The organism is Butyricicoccus sp. AF35-5AC, from assembly GCF_003477715.1.
In the GTDB taxonomy this organism is placed as follows: domain Bacteria; phylum Bacillota; class Clostridia; order Oscillospirales; family Butyricicoccaceae; genus Agathobaculum; species Agathobaculum butyriciproducens.
Genome location: NZ_QUDX01000016.1, coordinates 14,634 through 31,668 on the forward strand (window position 1 = coordinate 14,634; position 17,035 = coordinate 31,668).

The following is a 17,035-nucleotide window of genomic DNA, read 5'->3' on the forward strand; positions in this document are numbered from 1 at the left end:
GGCGCAGTTGGCCCAACCGGCCCGACCGGCCCCGCAGGAGAAGCAGGCGCAGTTGGTGCTACCGGCCCGACCGGCCCTGCAGGTGAAGCGGGTGCAGTTGGCCCAACCGGCCCGACCGGCCCCGCAGGTGAAGCAGGCGCAGTTGGCCCAACCGGCCCGACCGGCCCGACCGGCCCCGCAGGTGAAGCGGGTGCAGTCGGCCCAATCGGCCCGACCGGCCCTGCAGGTGAAGCAGGCGCAGTCGGCGCTACCGGCCCGACCGGCCCAACCGGCCCAACCGGTCCGACCGGACCTGCCGGTGCAAGTCCGGAACCGGCGGCATCGGTAGCAGACGCAACCGGTGCGGACGACATCGTTGCACGGTTCAACGAGCTGCTCAACAGTCTGCGCGAGGCGGGACTGCTCAGGCTGCCGTAACCGAACAGCAAGGGAGTGGAAACACTCCCTTCAGTCTGTCAAAAAGCAGCATTTCGACTCTTGTGCTTCGTGCGGCAGCACGCATAAAATAGAATTTGCGGAGTAAATTCATAAATTCCGAGAGCATGGTCCAGACCACCCTCTCTTGCCGCTATGCGGCAATTCACCTTGTGTATCTCGGAATTTATACAAGGGAAAAAAAAATGTGCCCGTCAGGGCGCGGTTTTTCTTCAGTATTCGCTCGAAAGCGTGGTTTCGAGCGAGAGGCTGCTCGAAAAACGATAGTTTTTCGACAGCCTCAAGGGAGTGGAAACACTCCCTTTTTCTTTGCGCCGGCATTCGACTTTATGCGCGGCTTGTGCTATACTGATAGCAGAAATATAACAGCAGGAAAGCAGGAAGTATAATGACAATTCTGAATTGTGAATGCGGAAACGAGATTTTCATCATGGATGAAACCGAAGCAACGGCCTGGCAGTGCGAGCAGTGCGGTCAGTGGTATGATTTCTTCGGTGTAAAGGTGCCCGACCCGGCATCGGTGCAGCCGAAAAAGTCGCCGCATCTTGTCAACTGGAGTGCAGGCGAGGATTTGTAAGGCAAAGCGCCGCGGCAGCGCGACCGGAGCCTGCGCAAGGAGCCGCGGCAGCGCGACCGGAACTCGCGCAAGGAACCGCGGCAGCGCGGACGGAACTCGCGCAAGGAACTGCTGCTTTAATTGTGCGGTGTTGCCGTAAGTCTGCCGTCAGAAAAGGACAAAAAAGCGCGGACGGAAGCTGTAAAAAGTAACAGAACTGTAACCTCGCTTTGTGTCGAAAGGTGGTATACTTATATCTTAGCAGCATATATTATAAAAAGGATAGGAAGGATGACAAAAATGGCATATGAATCGGCGCGGCAGGCGCCGCGCAGCCCGCATAGAAGAGGGCGCAGACGCAGACGGCGCAACAGTCACTACGGTGTACTGTTTGCCCTGATCATTCTGATCATTGCGGTCATTTTCTTCGGTGTGCGGGCGGTCCGTTCGATCGTCGGAAATGTGGTCAGTAGCAACAACGTGCTGGTGTATCAGGTGGGCAACACGAATGCATATAAGAACGGCAAGGCGATACAGGTTGACGCTGCGCCCTACCGTGACAGTCAGGGCAACGGCATGGCGTCCATCAGCTCACTGTGCGATAACCTCGGATTGGAGCTGAGCTGGGACGAGAATGCCAAATCCGGCACGATCACGCTCAAAAAGACCGTGCTGACAATTAAGCTCAGTGATACAAACCTGCAGGTCGGTGACGCGACCGAGACCTTTGCCTCCGCACCGGTGGAGAAGAACGGCGTGGTTTATGCGCCGGTCAAGGATATCTGTCAGGCACTTTCGTGGCAGACCGGCGAGGTTGCCGCCGAAAACGGCGATCTGATCATCATCAGTCAGGCGAAAAAGGCGCTGACCGATAAGAAGATCGGTGAAATTACGGATGATGCGCTCAAGGTGCTCGGCCCGGCCGAGGGACAGGTGATGAGCGGCAGCATCGTTATGCGAACCGGCTCGGATCAGCTGCTCTATGAAGGCAGCACCAAGCACATGGTGGAAGAAGGCAAAAAGCTGGGTGCAGGCGTGCTCGATCAGGACGGCACGGCGTATATCCCGCTTAAGGCCGCGATGACCGCGCTCGGCGGCAAGGCGGAGGACGATGGCAAGGGTGCATGGAATGTCACCTGCGGCGAATCCACCGCGACCGTGGATGCGGACGATGGCAAGACCAAGGTGGACGGCAAGCGCGCCTCCGGCAATGGCTTCTCCACCTACACGGATCAGGATAAGAACCGCTTTTACGTTTCTCCGCAGGTGCTTGCGGCAATCCTTGGCAAAACGTATACCGATCTCGGTGACGGCGTATTCTCGTTCACCGGCGTAACGCTTGACGGCTTTGACAGCCAGAAGGCATATCTCAAGAACATGAAGGATAAGCTGGGCGATGCCGTGGACGGCGATATACCGGAGGCCGATGTCTATATCGCGCTGACGTTTGACGACGGTCCGACCGGCAAAAAGGACGGCTATCCGAACGGCCTGACCAACTATCTGCTGGACGGCCTCAAGCAGCGCGGCGCAGTTGCTACGTTTTTGATGGTCGGCGAGCGTGTCTCCGAGGTATCGGATGTGCTGCCGCGCATGGTAAACGAAGGCCATGAGCTGGGCAACCACACCATGAATCATCCGATGTGCCACCTGACCGGCCTCGGCACGGATGACATCCGCAGCCAGATTGACGATGCGACCAATGCGATCAAGGATATTGCGGGGCAGGCACCGCAGGTGCTGCGTCCGGTAGGCGGCGGCGTCAACTCGGATGTCAAGGCGGTAGCCGCAGAGCTTGGCTATCCGATCATCAACTGGAGCGTGGACACCGAGGACTGGAAGTACCGCGATGCCGATCATGTGAAGAAGGTCATCGTGGAGCAGGCGCAGGACGGCGATGTTGTCCTGATGCACGATCTGTATGAGACTTCGGTTCGGGGTGCACTGGCAGCGATCGACGAGCTGCAGAGCCGCACGGATAAGACCTACGCATTTGTAACGGTTTCTCAGCTTGCCGCAATTCACGGCATCACGCTGGAGCCGGGCGTTGTGTATAACGCACTGAGCGACGAAGTCGCGCAGCAGATCGCGGACGGCAGCTATTCACCGACGGAGTTTACCTAAACAAAGAAATCCCGAACCAAACGGTTCGGGATTTCTTGTTTAGGAATGGAGAATTGATAATGTAGGATTGAGAATTATGGTTCGGCGCATAGCGCCGTTATTTAATCATCGCGCGTAGCGCGGTACCACGTCGCAGCGCGGACGGAACTCGCGCAAGGATAGCGACATTCTCCATTCTCAATTATCCGTATTCTCTGCCATACGATATCCCACGCCGACCTCGGTAAACAGGTACTCCGGTTCGGCAGGATTTTTTTCGATCTTGCGGCGGATATTTGCCATATTGACGCGCAGGATCTGGTTGTCACCGCCGGCTCGCGGTCCCCAAAGCTCCTTGATGATGTAATCGTAGGTAAGCACCTTGCCGGCAAACTTGCCGAGCAGCGCAACGATACGGAACTCGCTGAGCGTGAGATGGACATTCTCGCCGCGGACGAGCACCTGATGCTTGTTATAGTCGATGGTCATTTCACCGACCGTGTAGGTGCCCTCGCGGGCGATTTCGCTGTTCGCCGAGGTGGTTCTCGTGTGGCGGATGGCGGTGCGCACGCGTGCGAGCAGCTCGGCGGTGCCGAACGGCTTGGTCAGGTAGTCGTCCGCGCCGAGATCGAGCGCCTGCACCTTGTCGTGCTCGTGCGAGCGGGCGGAAACCACCACCACCGGCAGGCTCGACCACGAGCGCAGCTCGCGCAGGACGTCAATGCCGTCCATATCCGGCAGACCGAGATCGAGGATGACCAGATCCGGACAGTGCGAGGAGATCATGGTCTTCGCCTCGCTGCCCGAGCGGGCCAGCAGCGTTTCGTAGTCGTTGGAGTTCAAAATAGTGGAGATAAAGTGCGCAATGCTCTTTTCGTCCTCCACGATGAGTATTTTTTCTCGAATGTTCATTGCAGTTCCGGCTCCTTTTCTATCATCGGCAGGCAGAAGATAAATTCCGCACCGCCGTCCTTATTTTGTGCGTGCATCGTGCCGCCGTGTGCGCGGACAATGGCGTTGCATACAGAAAGTCCCAGCCCCATATTGCGCTTGCCGTCTCCGGTGGGCGTGTCGCTGTGGCGCAGCGTTCCGCTGAACAGCACAGGCAGCAGCTTGGGCGGGATGCCGCCGCCGTTGTCCTGCACGGCAAAGACGGCGTTTTCGCCATCCTGATGCACAGAGAGCGCAATATGGGTGGTGTTTTTGCCGTGTCGAACGGCGTTTTCAAGCAGATTGGTCATGACCTGCTCAATGAGGATCGCATCCATCGGCACGATGAGCAGCTCATCCGGCACAGCCACCGATATCTTGACGTCGGGATAGTGCTTGCGGAATTTGCGGGCGACCTCGCCGAGCACCTCCTCGGCGGCCTCGGACTGCTTGGTGATCCGGGTGTCCTCGCCCATGCGGGTGATGGACAGCAGGTTTTCCACCACGCGGACCAGCCACTGCGCGTCATCGCGCACATCCTCGAGCAGCTGATGCTGCTGTTCGAGAGACAGGTCGGGCGTTTCCAGAATGGCCGAGGTTGAACCGATGATGGAGGTCAGCGGCGTGCGGATGTCGTGCGAGACCGAGCGGAGCAGGTTGGCACGCATTTTCTCGCGCTCACTCTCCATGCGAAACTGCTCCTGCTGCTTGATCTTGGTGGTCATCGTGCAGGTGATGAGCGATACGCACAGCATGACGAAAAACGTCAGCGGATAGCCGGTCATCGTGAAGTTAAATTCCCAGTAGGGGAAGGTGAAGATGTAGTTGATGCCGATAACGCTCAGGAATGCGGCAAGCGTGCCGAACAGGTATCCGTTTGTGAAGCGCGAGATGAGCAGCACCGCGAGAACAAATACCGGAGAGGCGAAGCCGTCGCTGATGTCAGAGCGGCGCAGCAAGGTGCAGAGTACCAGTGCACAGATAAATATCGCCGCGAAAATAAGAAAATCCCGCAGCGTAAACGAAAATAAACGCGGTTTCCCGTCCTGTCGTTTCATGTCGAAGCCTCCAAGTGCATAAATGTACAAGTTAATTATAGCAGATAATCCGTTAATGTGCTGCTAAAACTTACTGAGTGGAGAATTATGTAGCAAAGATATTATCCATTCGGTAAGTTATCATGCAGGGCAGGGCACTTCGGAGCGCCCCGCCCTGCAATGAAACGACAAAATCCCGCCGAATGTTGTACAGAACAAATATTCGGGTGACAACAACCTCTATCCGTGTTATAATAATCCATTATAGGGTAATATAGAATCAGAATCACTGCAATAATGGAGGAAACAGCTTGCTTTGGAGAGCTTTGATGAGCGGCGATATCCGCTCCGCATTTATCACACTGGCGCTTTCGCTGCCCGCGATCGTGCTGTGCCTGTCCGTCCACGAGACCGCGCACGGCGGTGCTGCCTATCTGCTCGGTGACCGTACCGCGCGTGATTCCGGCCGCGTAACGCTGTCGCCGATGGCGCATATCGACCCGATCGGTTTCCTGTGCCTGCTGCTGTTCGGCTTCGGCTGGGCGCGTCCGGTGCCGGTCAATATCGCTAATTTCAGGAACAGACGCTGGGGCATGGCGCTGACTGCGCTTGCCGGTCCGGTATCCAACTTTATCACCGCCTTTATCGCGTACTGCCTGTATTTTGTGGTGCGCATGAACATGGCGAATACGTTCCTGTGGTCGCTGTCGCAGTTCCTGCTCATCGTTGCGAGCATGTCGGTCGGTCTGGGTGTGTTCAATCTTGTTCCGGTGCACCCGCTGGACGGCTCGCGCGTCGTTGACGCATTTATGCCGTTTTCGTGGTCGCTCAAGCTGCAGAAGTACCAGAATATCATCTTTTTCGTGTTTATCGCGGCGCTCTGGTTCGGCTGGCTGGACGGCATTATGGACTGGGTCGGCAACGGCGTTCTCATGCTGGCGGTAAACTTCGTCAGCCTGTTTCTGTAAGCTATGGATTTTCATTTAGACAACTTTGACGGGCCGCTCGACCTGCTGCTGCACCTGATTTCCAAAAACAAGGTGAGCATTTACGATATACCCATCGCGGAAATCCTTGAGCAGTACATGGCGGTTCTGCACGAGGCCGAGCACATGGATTTGGACGTTGCCGGTGACTTTATCGCAATGGCGGCGCAGCTGGTGTACATCAAGTCCAGGATGCTGCTGCCGAAGCACGAGGAGGACGAGGCCGAGGAGGACCCGAGAGCGGGTCTGGTCGAAATGCTGCTCGAGTACCAGAGACTCAAGAGCGCGACCGCGTTTTTTGCGGAAAAGAACGAAAACGGTCGTGATATCTACGTCAAACCGCCCGAACGGCAGGATGATGCGCCGGTGGAGTATCACCACACGGTAAACGATCTCATCCGCGCGGCAAACAAAATGCTGCGCCGCACCAAGCGGAGACTGCCGCCGCCGGTGACCTCGTTTCAGGGCATTGTCGGGCGTGAGCCTGTACCGGTAGAGGGACGCGTCACCGCAATCCTCAAACGCTTTCTGTACCGGATGCGCGTGCCGTTTATGCGGCTGTTCGACGATGCGAGAAACCGCTCGGAGATCGTGGCTACCTTTCTGGCAGTGCTGGAATTATCCAAGACCCGCCGCATCCGTTTGGAAGGGGACGGCGAGGAGATGGAGCTGATGCTGACAAATGACAACACAAAATAACGGCAGCATGACGGCGCTCGAGGCCGGACTGGAGGCCGTGCTGTTCGCGGCAGGCGATGCGGTTACCCTTGAACGGCTGTCTGCGGCGCTTGAGGCCGCTCCGGCGGAGCTGCTGGACGCGGCGGCTGCACTTGAGAACCGCTACGACTTCGAGAACCGCGGCATCATGCTGCTGCGTATCGAGGACAAGCTGCAGCTGGCATCCCGGCCGATGTACGGGCCGTATGTGCGCCGCGTGACCGAATCGCGCAGACCGCCTGCGCTGTCGCCTGCGGCGCTGGAGGTGCTGACCATCATCGCATACCGCCAGCCGGTAACGCGCGCGTTCATCGACCAGCTGAGAGGTGTCGATTCATCGAATACGGTGAGCAGTCTGGCGGAAAAGGGGCTCATCGAGGAGGCCGGGCGGCTGGACGTGCCCGGAAAGCCCATGCTGTTCCGCACAACCGACCAGTTCCTGCGCAGCTTTTCACTGGCAAGCATCGAGGACCTTCCGGCGCTGCCCGCGCTTGAAGAAAACGAGCAGATGGAGCTGAACATGGACGGCACGCTGCACGAGACGCCGCCCGGCGAGCAGCTGCGCTTCTTGAACGGCGAGCCTGTGCCGCCGGAAACGGAGTGACCGCCTATGGGAACGGTTTTACTCTGGATTTTAGGCATTCTGCTTGGAATTGTACTGCTGGCATTGGTGATTGTGCTGGTGCTGCTGAACATTCGGGCAGGCATTGAAGCCGTCGGCGTGACCGGCGAGGTGAGCGTGGAGGCACGGTATGGGCCGGTTCGCATTCCGCTGTACCCGAGACCGCGCCACCTGAAAAAGAAAAAAGAGGAAACGGAAGCTGAGAAGAAGAAATCTGAGGAAAACGAAAAGAAAACGAGCGGAAAACTCGGTCTTTCGCTGCCGAAGGACGGACTGGATGTCGGTGAGATCGCAGGCACGGTGCGCGATTTCCTCAGCGACCTGACCGACCGCCTGCGCATCAGCAGACTGCGGGCGCGCGTAGTTATCGGCACGGACGATGCGGCGCAGACCGGCATTCTGCTCGGGCAGACTGCGGCGCTCTGCGGAATCATTGTTCCGTTCCTGGAGAATACTTTCGATATGCAGGATTACCATGTCAGCGCGGACGCGGACTTCAATGCTGACCATACCGAGTGGGCGTTTACTGTAAACTGCTCGATACGGCCGATATCGCTCATCAGAGTGCTGCTGCGGCATGGCAAGCCGATGTATCAGCTGTACAAGAAATATTTCAAATGATCAGTTAAAACGTATAAAGGAAGGCGAAAATTATGAGTGAACATCATCCTATCAGCGATTTGATGACCGAAACCATGTCCAAAATCAAGGAAATGGTGGATGTTAATACCATTATCGGCAACCCGATCGTAGCGGCGGACGGCACGACCGTTATCCCGGTCTCCAAGGTGTCGTTCGGCTTCGGCGCAGGCGGCAGCGAGTTCGCATCCAAGCACGCGGCAAGCGGGTCTCCGCTCGCGTTCGGCGGCGGCAGCGGCGCCGGTGTGACGGTTTCGCCGGTGTGCTTCCTTGTCATCGGCAGGGACGGCAGCGCCAACATCCTCGGCATCAACGCACAGGCGTCTGACACGGTGGATCGTCTGGTCGAGATGATCCCGGGTGCGATCAACAAGGTGTCCAATTTCGTCAGCGGCTTCAAGGGCAAGACCGAGGACGCAGCGACCGCTGCAGAACCCCTGTCCGGCGACGAATAAAACTGCGTTTTCCCGCAAAACCTACTCGCGTGAATGCTGAGTAGGTTTTGTTATGCGGGGAGTGGTGCAATGTGAAAAAGCTGTTTTGCGTGCTCGCGCTTTTGCTCGTGCTGCCGAGGGCAGGCGCGGTGAGCGCACGGGCGGCCGTCGTGATCGATGCGGACACGGGCGAAACGCTGTTCGAGCAGAACGCGGACAGCCGTCTGCCGATGGCGTCCACTACCAAGATCATGACCGCGCTCGTCGCGCTCGGCGAGGGCGACCTTGACCGCGTGTATACCGTAAAGCCGGAGTACGCCGCCGTGGAAGGCTCGTCCATGTATCTGAAAACAGGTGAGACACTCTCGCTGCAGGATACGCTGTACGGACTCATGCTCGCATCCGGCAACGACGCGGCGGTCGCCATCGCGGGAGAGTGCGGCGGCATGACAGCCTTCGTGGGCAAAATGAATGCCAAAGCGGCGGAACTCGGTCTGACGGACACGCATTTCGACAATCCGAACGGCCTGCCGTCCGACACGCACTACACCACCGCACATGAGCTGGCGAAAATCACCGCGGCGGCGCTCAAGGACCCGGTGTTCCGGCAGATCGTCTCGACAAAAAGCTGCACGGTCAGCGGGCACGCGCTGAGCAATCACAACCGTCTGCTGAGCATGTATGACGGCGCGATCGGCGTGAAAACCGGCTATACGCGGGCGGCAGGGCGGTGTCTGGTCTCGGCGGCCGAGCGAAACGGGCGCACCATCATCGCGGTGACGCTTGATGACCCGAACGACTGGAACGACCACATGGAGATGCTTGACGCCGGTTTTGCGCAGTACAGCGAGGTCACGCTGCATAAGGCAGGAGACACGATCGCAAACGTGCGCGTGTTCGGCGGCGATACCGCGTCCGTGCCGCTCGCAGCGAAGAATACTGTGACGGCATATCTGCTGCCGGGTGAAAAGGAGAAACTGCAGCGCGTGCGCTACGGCGAAAAAATCTGCTATGCACCGGTCGTGAGGACGGCGCAGGCGGGTTCGGTCGAGTATCGGCTCGGGGATTGCGTCTTGGGACGCGATACGCTGGTTTACGGCGGGGAATCGCTGCTTCCGGCGGAAGAAAAATCCTTCGTTGAACGCATTATGGAACGGTTTAGAAATTGAGAATTGAAAATGGAGAATGGAGAATGACGCTATCCTTGCGCGAGTTTCATCCGCGCCGCGTCGGAATCGCCGCAGCGCGGCGTAATTAAATTCCGCCTGTAAGGCAACACATTCATTTTCCATTCTCAATTCTCCATTTTCCATTAAAACAATAGAACAACACGAAAGAGGTAACATAAATGGAAGAAAGACTGCAGAAATTACTGGCTCAGGCAGGCCTGTGCTCCCGCCGTGAGGCGGAGCGCTGGATCGATGATGGCCGCGTAACGGTAAACGGCAAAAAGGCTTCGGTCGGCGACAAGGCCGATCCGCGCCGTGACAAGATTTTCGTGGACGGCAAGCCCATCGGCGGTGCCGAGGAGAAGGTATACTTAATGCTGTACAAGCCGCGCGGCTATGTCACGACGATGAAGGACGAGCACGGCCGCAAGACGGTTGCCGATCTGGTGCGCGGCTGCGGTGCGCGTGTTGTGCCGGTCGGCCGTCTGGACTACAACTCCGAGGGTCTGCTGCTGCTGACCAACGACGGCGATCTGCTCAACGCGCTGACCCATCCGCGCCACGAGGTGGAGAAGCATTACGAGGTGCGCGTGCGCGGCAATCTGGAAAACATCCCGAAGCTCGCAGAGCCGATGGAGATTGACGGCTACAGCATCCGTCCGGCAACGGTCGTTACGATCGACCGCGATGAGCTGAGTGCCAAGCTGCGCCTGACCATCCACGAGGGCCGCAACCGCCAGATTCGCAAAATGTGCGAGAAGTGCGGTCTGGAGGTCCGCCGCCTCAAGCGCGTGGCAATGGGCACGATGCCGCTCGACCCGCATCTCAAGAGCGGTGCATGGCGCGAGCTGACTGACGAGGAGATCGGCTATTTGCAGGACATCGCTGCCGACGTGCAGGAGAACCTCTGATTTTTTCAGGGAATCCCTGCCTTTTTGCAATTTGCACCCATATGCTCTTGCATTTTTTTGCAGGTTCACTTAAAATAGTATCGTGCAAATGCAGGAATGTATGCAGAGAATGCAATGCAGGAGAGAATATAATGAATGACCTGATCACAAAAATTCAAAGCGAGCTGCCCGGCTTTTCCAAGGGTCAGAAGCAGATCGCGCGTTTTATCTTAGAGCACTACGACAAGGCCGCGTTCATGACCGCGAGCCGTCTGGGTGTGACTGTCGGTGTGAGTGAAAGTACGGTCGTGCGCTTTGCGACCGAGCTTGGCTATGACGGCTATCCGCACCTGCAGCGCGCTCTGCAGGAGATGATCCGCAACAAGCTGACCTCGGTGCAGCGCATGGAGGTTGCGGGCGACCGCATGGGCGGCCGCGATGTACTGCAGACCGTGCTGCACGCGGATACGGATATGATCCGCGTAACGCTCGACGAGATCGACCGCGACGCCTTTCAGGGCGCGGTGGACGCGCTCATGGGCGCTAAGCGAATCTACATCCTCGGTGTGCGCTCCTCGAGCGCGTTAGCCAGCTTTCTGGGTTTTTACTTCAACCTTTTGTTTGAAAATGTGACGCTTGTACATACGAACAGCGTCAGCGAGATTTTTGAGCAGGTGCTCCGTGTCGGACCGGGTGACGTGCTGTTCGGCATCAGCTTCCCGCGCTACTCCAAGCGCACGCTGAGTGCGATGAAGTACGCCCGCGACCGCGGTGCCCGCGTTATCGCACTGACCGACTCGCAGCTGTCGCCGCTGGCGCGTGTGGCTGATCATGTGCTGCTCGCACGCAGCGATATGGCGAGCTTTGTCGATTCGCTCGTGGCGCCCTTGTCGGTCATCAACGCACTGATCGTGGCTGTCGGCATGAGCCGCCGCGATGAGATTGAGCATACATTTAATAAGCTGGAGCGCATCTGGGAAGAATACGACGTATATGAAAAACCGGAGGACGATATAAATTGAACATTATCGTAATCGGCGGCGGCGCAGCCGGTCTGATGGCGGCAGGTACTGCCGCAGAGCAGGGCGCGCAGGTGACGCTGCTGGAAACCAACGAAAAAGTTGGCCGCAAGCTGTTTATCACGGGCAAGGGCCGCTGCAACGTGTGCAATAACTGCGATGTGCAGGAGGTTCTGCGCAACGTGCCGGTCAATCCGCGCTTTCTGTATTCCGCGCTCGGCGGCTTCGGTCCGGCGGACGTGATGGACTTTTTCGAGAGCCGCGGCGTGGCGCTCAAAACAGAGCGCGGCAACCGCGTGTTCCCACAGTCGGACAAGGCAGCCGACATCATCGATGCGCTGTTCCTGTGGGTGAAAAAGGCGGGTGTGACCATCGTACATACGACTGCAGACGAGCTGCTCATCGAGGACGGTGTGCTCACAGGCGTTCGTGCCGGTCACAAGACGTACAAGGCGGACCGCGTGATCGTAGCGACCGGTGGTGCATCCTATCCGCAGACCGGCTCGACCGGTGACGGCTACCGCTTTGCCAGGCAGGCAGGGCACACGGTCGTGCCCGCAAATCCGTCGCTCGTGCCGCTCGTCGAGGACGGCGACACCTGTCAGCAGCTGATGGGGCTCAGCCTGCGCAACGTGCAGCTGACCGTATATGAAAATGACAAAAAACTCTACTCGGACTTCGGCGAAATGCTGTTCACGCACTTCGGTCTGTCCGGTCCGCTGGTGCTGTCCGCGAGTGCGCATATGCGCCATTTCGGCAGCAAAAAGTACCGTGTGGAGATTGATCTCAAGCCTGCGCTGGACGAAAAGACGCTCGACAAGCGTCTGCTCGCGGACTTTGACAAGCACAAGAACAGCGATTTTATCAACGCGCTCGGTGAGCTGCTGCCTAAGAAGATAATCCCGGTGGTGATCGAAAAGAGCGGCATCGACCCGCGCGAGAAGGTCAATTCCATCACCAAGGCACAGCGTGCCGCGCTGCTGCGCGTACTCAAGGCGTTCCCGGTCGAGATTTCCGGCAAGCGTCCGATCGCTGAGGCGATTATCACTACGGGCGGCGTATCCGTCCGCGAGGTCAGCCCGAAAAGCATGGAGTCCAAAAAGCTGCCGCACCTGTATTTCGCAGGCGAGGTGCTCGATGTGGATGCCTACACGGGTGGCTTCAACCTGCAGATTGCGTGGTCCACAGGCCGTCTGGCGGGTCTGTCGGCTGCGGAGGAGGAATCATGATGAAGTACATTTCGGTTGCCATCGACGGCCCGTCCGGGGCAGGAAAATCCACCGTGGCGCGTGCTGCCGCGGCAAAACTCGGCTATGTATATGTGGATACGGGTGCGATGTACCGTTCCATCGGTCTGGCAGTGTGCCGCAGGGGCATTGCCGGAGAGGACACGGCAGGCATTATCGCAACCCTGCCGGAGATCACCATTCAGCTGACCTATCAGGACGGCGCACAGCGCGTTCTCCTGAACGGCGAGGATGTCTCCGAAGCCATTCGTACACCGGAGATTTCGTACTACGCGTCCAAGGTGTCCGCGGTGCCGGAAGTACGGCAGTTTCTGCTGGAGACCCAGCGCAGCATGGCGAAAAACAGCAGCATCCTGATGGACGGCCGCGATATCGGCACGGTTATCCTGCCGGATGCGCCGGTCAAGATTTTCCTGACCGCGTCTGCGCAGTCCCGCGCGGAGCGCCGCTATAAAGAGCTGATTGAGAAGGGCCAGCAGGTGACGATGGACGGCATCCTGCACGATATCAACGAGCGCGACAGGCAGGACATGACGAGAGCCGTTGCGCCGCTCAAACAGGCGGACGATGCGGTTCTGCTGGATACGAGCAGCCTGACGCTCGAGGAGAGCATAGCAGCCGTTCTGCGTATTATTCGTGAAAAAACGGAGGAAAAGGCATGAAATTCAAATACCACCGCTGGTTCCAGGCTCTGGTTGTGCCGCTTGTAGCGCTGGCATTCCATATTTTCTTTGGCTACCGCGTGATCGGACGCGAAAACATCCCGGAGGGCGGCTGCGTTGTCTGTCCGAACCATGTGCAGCTGTCCGACCCGCCGTTTGCGGCGGTCGCACTCGGCGGCAAGACGCCGCTGCGCCTAATGGCGAAAAAGGAGCTGTTCCGGAAGAGGATATTCGCGTGGCTGATCGCGGCGCTCGGCGCTTTTCCGATCGACCGTGAGGGCGCGGATATCACTGCCATCAAGACCGCACTCGGCTGTGTCCGTGCCGGTCAGAAGCTGATCATTTTCCCGCAGGGCACGCGCCATGCTGCCGAGGGCGAAACCAAGAAAGGTGCGGCCATGCTGGCGGTCAAGACCCGGGCGCCGATCCTGCCGATGTATATCACCGAGGGCAAGCGTTTCCGCTGCAGAGCCACAGTCGTGATCGGCAAGCCGTTCACGCCGGATCCGAAGCAGAAGGACTACGGCCTGATCGCGGATGATATCCTGCGCCGCATCTACGCGCTGAAGGAGCAGGTATGAGCGTAACGGTAGCCAAAACCGCCGGATTCTGCTTCGGCGTGCGCCGTGCCGTGGACCTCGCCGAGCAGCAGGCGAAAAAAAACGGAAAAATTTATGCCTATGGTGAAATCATTCACAACATGCACGAAATCGAACGGCTGGAGAAGCTCGGTGTGCACACCGCGCATGCGCTGGAGGACATTCCGGACGGTGCCGGCGTGCTCATTCGGGCGCACGGTGTACCGCGGAATGTTTACACGCTGCTTCAATCAAAAAAGTGCGAAATCTTTGATGCAACCTGCCCTTTTGTGCGGAAAATACACAAAATAGTGGACAAAGAGAGCGCGGACGGACGACTGATTGTCATTCTCGGAAGCGCCGGACATCCGGAGGTTGTGGGCATTCAGGGCTGGTGCGGCGAGTCGATCGTGCTTGAGGGTGAGGAGCAGGCGAGAGCCTTCTCGGAACGGCCTGAAATGGAAGATAAACCCATTTCTCTGGTCGCACAGACCACCGTCAACCGGTCAATTTGGAATATTTCCGTAGGACTTATAAAAAAAAGGTGTACAAACCTCAAAATTTTTGATACAATATGTAAAGCGACGGATGAGCGCCAGTCGGAGGCTCGTCTGCTTGCCGGTGTATCGGATCAAATGATCGTGATCGGAGATAAGAAAAGCTCCAACACCAAACGGCTGTATGAGATCAGCCGGTCGCTGTGCTCGGATGTGCGCTACATCGAAGACGCGGCAGAGCTTACTACGCAGGAGCTCGGGCAGCACCAGCACATCGGGATCACGGCGGGAGCATCCACACCGGCATGGATAATTAAGGAGGTCAGTAACATGATGAGCGAAGAAACCAAGATTGAAACTGGTGAGGACTTTGCAGCAATGCTGGAGGAGTCCTTCAAGACTTTAAATAATGGAGAAAAGGTAACCGGCACCGTTGTAGGTATTTCCAATAACGACGTACAGGTAGATCTGGGCGTTAAGCACACTGCGTATATCCCGCTGGGTGAGCTGTCTGACGACCCGAACTACGACGTAGCTGCCAACATCCACGTTGGCGACGAGATCGAGGCTGTTGTTGTTCGCGTAAACGACGGCGAGGGCACCATCACTCTGTCCAAGAAGCGCGTTGATCAGCTGAAGGGCTGGGAGACCGTTGAGAAGGCTTACGAGGAGCACACCCCGGTTGAGGGCACCATCGTTGAGGAGAACCGCGGCGGCGTTGTAGCAACTGCATTCGGCGTACGCGTATTCATCCCGGCATCCCAGACCGGCGTACCGAAGGATCAGCCGATGAGCCAGCTGGTTAAGACCAAGCAGTCCTTCTATATCACCGAGATCAACCGTCAGCGCAAGCGCGTTGTTGGTTCTATCCGTCAGATCCAGCAGGAGGCTCGCAAGGCTGCTGCTGAGCAGATCTGGAACACCATCGAGATCGGCAACGAGTACGATGGCACCGTTAAGTCCCTGACTTCCTACGGCGCATTCGTAGACATCGGCGGCGTGGACGGCATGGTTCACATCTCCGAGCTGTCCTGGGGCCGCATCAAGCACCCGTCCGAGGTCGTTTCTGTTGGCGACAAGGTAAAGGTATTCGTTATCGGTCTGGATAAGGAAAACAAGAAGATCTCCCTCGGCTACAAGCGCGAGGAGGATAATCCGTGGAACGTATTCAAGTCCAAGTACGACATCGGCTCTGTTGCTGAGGTTAAGATCCTCAAGTTCATGCCGTTCGGCGCATTCGCTGAGATCGTACCGGGCGTTGACGGCCTGATCCACATTTCTCAGATCGCTGATCACCGCATCGCAAAGCCGGAGGACGAGCTGGAGGTTGGCCAGGTTGTCGAGGCTAAGATCATCGACATCAACGATGAGAAGAAGAAGGTATCTCTGTCCATCCGTGCTCTGCTCGAGGACGGCGAGGATTACGAGGACTAATTCCTCATTCAGCTGTTAAGCGCAAAGAAGCACCTGATTTATCGGGTGCTTCTTTTTTGTTAATTGGTGATTGCGAATTGGTAATTAGTAGTTAGTAATTAACGTGACGGTTAAGCGGTTATGTAAAATAACCGTCCTAATGTGTCCTAATCTGTTAAAAGGGGAATATATATTGGCAGATAATAATAGTAAAACAGTTTAGGACGGTTTAGGACAGTTTTTTAATAGAGAAATATATTGTAACGCTTTACCGCAGGGTGCGACAAGGTGATTATGCAAACGTATGCCGCATACGCTGAATGGGGTGGTATTATGCGGCGCAGACGGAAAAATGGCAGGAGACTGGCGCTTGCCATGCTGATACTGCTATTAGCGGTTTGTCTTGGTCTGCTGACCATACGCTTTCAGCGCATTTTCATGGAGTACGCCGTCAACGTCTGCGAGGACAGCGCCATCAAGGAGATCAACACCTTGATGGAGGACGAGGTTTTCTCCCATCCGGACGAATTTGCCGACCTTGTGGTGCTTGAGCGCGACAGCGACAACCGCATCACGGCCTTGCGTACGGATATTATCGCAGTCGGAAAGGTGAAGGCGCGTATCGTCAACGGTCTGTTTGACCGGCTGGATTATCTGGAGGAAACGCAGACCGAGGTGCCGCTCGGCACGGTATTTGCGCCCAATTTGTTTACCGGAATGGGCCCGAGGGTGAAGGTCGGTCTTGCGGGGCTTGCTCAGATGGAGGCGCGGTTCGTCAGCGCGTTTACCTCGGCGGGCATCAACCAGACGCGCCACCGGATTCTCATCGAGGTGCACGCCGGCTTCCGCATTCTCACGCCGTTCGGCGGGGAAGACAGGGAAATCGTCTCGACGTACCCGGTCACGGACACGGTTATCGTCGGCACGGTGCCCGAACGGTACGCCTATATCAGCGGCTCCGGCTCTGATCTGCTCGGCGAAATCCGCGACTATGACAGCGAAAAATAGGTATAATAACTGGAAAAGAAGCTTTTATCGCGCGATAGCGCGCATTAAATAGGGCTGCTTGCAGTCCATAAAAAACAGGAGCATGCATCACGC

18 protein-coding genes are annotated in these 17,035 nt (G+C 57.3%); 16 read left to right on the top strand and 2 right to left on the bottom strand.

Annotated elements, in window-relative coordinates; translation table 11 throughout:
- The 3 genes from DWZ82_RS13615 to DWZ82_RS13625 form a co-directional block, all read left to right on the top strand.
- Nucleotides 1–417, top strand: a 417-nt coding sequence (locus DWZ82_RS13615; RefSeq protein ID WP_147356949.1) for a collagen-like protein, incomplete at its 5' end; no start/stop codon positions are given.
- Nucleotides 418–823: 406 nt separating this feature from the next.
- Nucleotides 824–1,012 (top strand): hypothetical protein, encoded by a 189-nt coding sequence (locus DWZ82_RS13620; RefSeq protein ID WP_110436632.1) that lies wholly within the window; start codon nt 824–826, stop codon nt 1,010–1,012.
- 279 nt (nt 1,013–1,291) lie between these two features.
- Nucleotides 1,292–3,115, top strand: coding sequence for a polysaccharide deacetylase family protein (locus DWZ82_RS13625; protein ID WP_158575274.1), 1,824 nt, complete (start codon nt 1,292–1,294; stop codon nt 3,113–3,115).
- A 177-nt stretch (nt 3,116–3,292) separates the two neighbouring features.
- On the opposite strand, the gene DWZ82_RS13630 is transcribed toward DWZ82_RS13625, so the two are convergent.
- Complete coding sequence (locus DWZ82_RS13630; protein ID WP_110436634.1) at nt 3,293–4,006, bottom strand: response regulator; 714 nt, start codon at nt 4,004–4,006, stop codon at nt 3,293–3,295.
- Nucleotides 4,003–5,082 (bottom strand): sensor histidine kinase, encoded by a 1,080-nt coding sequence (locus tag DWZ82_RS13635; protein ID WP_118481259.1) that lies wholly within the window; start codon nt 5,080–5,082, stop codon nt 4,003–4,005. Before DWZ82_RS13635 ends, DWZ82_RS13630 begins: the two co-directional genes overlap by 4 nt.
- A 290-nt stretch (nt 5,083–5,372) precedes the next feature.
- Here DWZ82_RS13635 and DWZ82_RS13640 point away from each other — a divergent pair, with 290 nt between their 5' ends.
- The 13 genes from DWZ82_RS13640 to yunB all read left to right on the top strand — a co-directional run bounded on the left by DWZ82_RS13640 (nt 5,373) and on the right by yunB (nt 16,942).
- A complete protein-coding gene (locus DWZ82_RS13640) occupies nt 5,373–6,029 on the top strand; it encodes a site-2 protease family protein (RefSeq protein WP_147356946.1) in 657 nt (218 codons plus the stop codon).
- A gap of 3 nt (nt 6,030–6,032) precedes the next feature.
- Entirely contained in the window at nt 6,033–6,746 is a 714-nt protein-coding gene (locus DWZ82_RS13645) for a segregation and condensation protein A (protein WP_118481261.1), read from the top strand.
- Nucleotides 6,730–7,368, top strand: a complete 639-nt coding sequence (gene scpB / locus DWZ82_RS13650; RefSeq protein WP_243022957.1) for an SMC-Scp complex subunit ScpB — start codon at nt 6,730–6,732, stop codon at nt 7,366–7,368. Before DWZ82_RS13645 ends, scpB begins: the two co-directional genes overlap by 17 nt.
- Before the next feature lie 6 nt (nt 7,369–7,374).
- Nucleotides 7,375–8,007, top strand: coding sequence for a DUF2953 domain-containing protein (locus DWZ82_RS13655; protein WP_118481262.1), 633 nt, complete (start codon nt 7,375–7,377; stop codon nt 8,005–8,007).
- Between the two features lie 32 nt (nt 8,008–8,039).
- Nucleotides 8,040–8,480 carry a GerW family sporulation protein gene (gene ytfJ, locus DWZ82_RS13660; RefSeq protein ID WP_118481263.1) on the top strand — a complete coding sequence of 147 codons (441 nt, stop codon included), beginning with the start codon at nt 8,040–8,042 and terminating at the stop codon, nt 8,478–8,480.
- Nucleotides 8,481–8,551: 71 nt separating this feature from the next.
- The gene (locus tag DWZ82_RS13665; protein ID WP_158575276.1) at nt 8,552–9,628 is read left to right on the top strand and encodes a D-alanyl-D-alanine carboxypeptidase family protein; all 1,077 of its coding nucleotides are present in this window, start codon (nt 8,552–8,554) and stop codon (nt 9,626–9,628) included.
- 179 nt (nt 9,629–9,807) lie between these two features.
- Entirely contained in the window at nt 9,808–10,539 is a 732-nt protein-coding gene (locus tag DWZ82_RS13670) for a pseudouridine synthase (protein WP_118481265.1), read from the top strand.
- A 131-nt stretch (nt 10,540–10,670) separates the two neighbouring features.
- Nucleotides 10,671–11,540 carry a MurR/RpiR family transcriptional regulator gene (locus tag DWZ82_RS13675; protein ID WP_118361748.1) on the top strand — a complete coding sequence of 290 codons (870 nt, stop codon included), beginning with the start codon at nt 10,671–10,673 and terminating at the stop codon, nt 11,538–11,540.
- The gene (locus DWZ82_RS13680) at nt 11,537–12,766 is read left to right on the top strand and encodes an NAD(P)/FAD-dependent oxidoreductase (RefSeq protein WP_118481266.1); all 1,230 of its coding nucleotides are present in this window, start codon (nt 11,537–11,539) and stop codon (nt 12,764–12,766) included. Before DWZ82_RS13675 ends, DWZ82_RS13680 begins: the two co-directional genes overlap by 4 nt.
- A complete protein-coding gene (gene cmk, locus DWZ82_RS13685) occupies nt 12,763–13,446 on the top strand; it encodes a (d)CMP kinase (RefSeq protein WP_330423324.1) in 684 nt (227 codons plus the stop codon). The genes DWZ82_RS13680 and cmk overlap by 4 nt, the downstream gene beginning before the upstream one ends.
- Nucleotides 13,443–14,027, top strand: coding sequence for a lysophospholipid acyltransferase family protein (locus DWZ82_RS13690; protein WP_118481268.1), 585 nt, complete (start codon nt 13,443–13,445; stop codon nt 14,025–14,027). Before cmk ends, DWZ82_RS13690 begins: the two co-directional genes overlap by 4 nt.
- Entirely contained in the window at nt 14,024–15,955 is a 1,932-nt protein-coding gene (locus tag DWZ82_RS13695; RefSeq protein WP_118481269.1) for a bifunctional 4-hydroxy-3-methylbut-2-enyl diphosphate reductase/30S ribosomal protein S1, read from the top strand. The genes DWZ82_RS13690 and DWZ82_RS13695 overlap by 4 nt, the downstream gene beginning before the upstream one ends.
- A 312-nt stretch (nt 15,956–16,267) precedes the next feature.
- Complete coding sequence (gene yunB / locus DWZ82_RS13700) at nt 16,268–16,942, top strand: sporulation protein YunB (RefSeq protein ID WP_158575280.1); 675 nt, start codon at nt 16,268–16,270, stop codon at nt 16,940–16,942.
- Nucleotides 16,943–17,035: the final 93 nt, after the last annotated feature.

Bases quoted from the DNA above. Each gene is read 5' to 3' on its own strand.
- DWZ82_RS13655 (WP_118481262.1), top strand. From the start codon at position 7,375: ATGGGAACGGTTTTACTCTGGATTTTAGGCATTCTGCTTGGAATTGTA.
- DWZ82_RS13690 (WP_118481268.1), top strand. From the start codon at position 13,443: ATGAAATTCAAATACCACCGCTGGTTCCAGGCTCTGGTTGTGCCGCTT.
- DWZ82_RS13670 (WP_118481265.1), top strand. From the start codon at position 9,808: ATGGAAGAAAGACTGCAGAAATTACTGGCTCAGGCAGGCCTGTGCTCC.
- yunB (WP_158575280.1), top strand. From the start codon at position 16,268: ATGCGGCGCAGACGGAAAAATGGCAGGAGACTGGCGCTTGCCATGCTG.
- DWZ82_RS13695 (WP_118481269.1), top strand. From the start codon at position 14,024: ATGAGCGTAACGGTAGCCAAAACCGCCGGATTCTGCTTCGGCGTGCGC.
- DWZ82_RS13635 (WP_118481259.1), bottom strand. From the start codon at position 5,082: ATGAAACGACAGGACGGGAAACCGCGTTTATTTTCGTTTACGCTGCGG.
- DWZ82_RS13625 (WP_158575274.1), top strand. From the start codon at position 1,292: ATGGCATATGAATCGGCGCGGCAGGCGCCGCGCAGCCCGCATAGAAGA.
- DWZ82_RS13620 (WP_110436632.1), top strand. From the start codon at position 824: ATGACAATTCTGAATTGTGAATGCGGAAACGAGATTTTCATCATGGAT.
- DWZ82_RS13630 (WP_110436634.1), bottom strand. From the start codon at position 4,006: ATGAACATTCGAGAAAAAATACTCATCGTGGAGGACGAAAAGAGCATT.
- ytfJ (WP_118481263.1), top strand. From the start codon at position 8,040: ATGAGTGAACATCATCCTATCAGCGATTTGATGACCGAAACCATGTCC.
- scpB (WP_243022957.1), top strand. From the start codon at position 6,730: ATGACAACACAAAATAACGGCAGCATGACGGCGCTCGAGGCCGGACTG.
- DWZ82_RS13645 (WP_118481261.1), top strand. From the start codon at position 6,033: ATGGATTTTCATTTAGACAACTTTGACGGGCCGCTCGACCTGCTGCTG.
- DWZ82_RS13675 (WP_118361748.1), top strand. From the start codon at position 10,671: ATGAATGACCTGATCACAAAAATTCAAAGCGAGCTGCCCGGCTTTTCC.
- cmk (WP_330423324.1), top strand. From the start codon at position 12,763: ATGATGAAGTACATTTCGGTTGCCATCGACGGCCCGTCCGGGGCAGGA.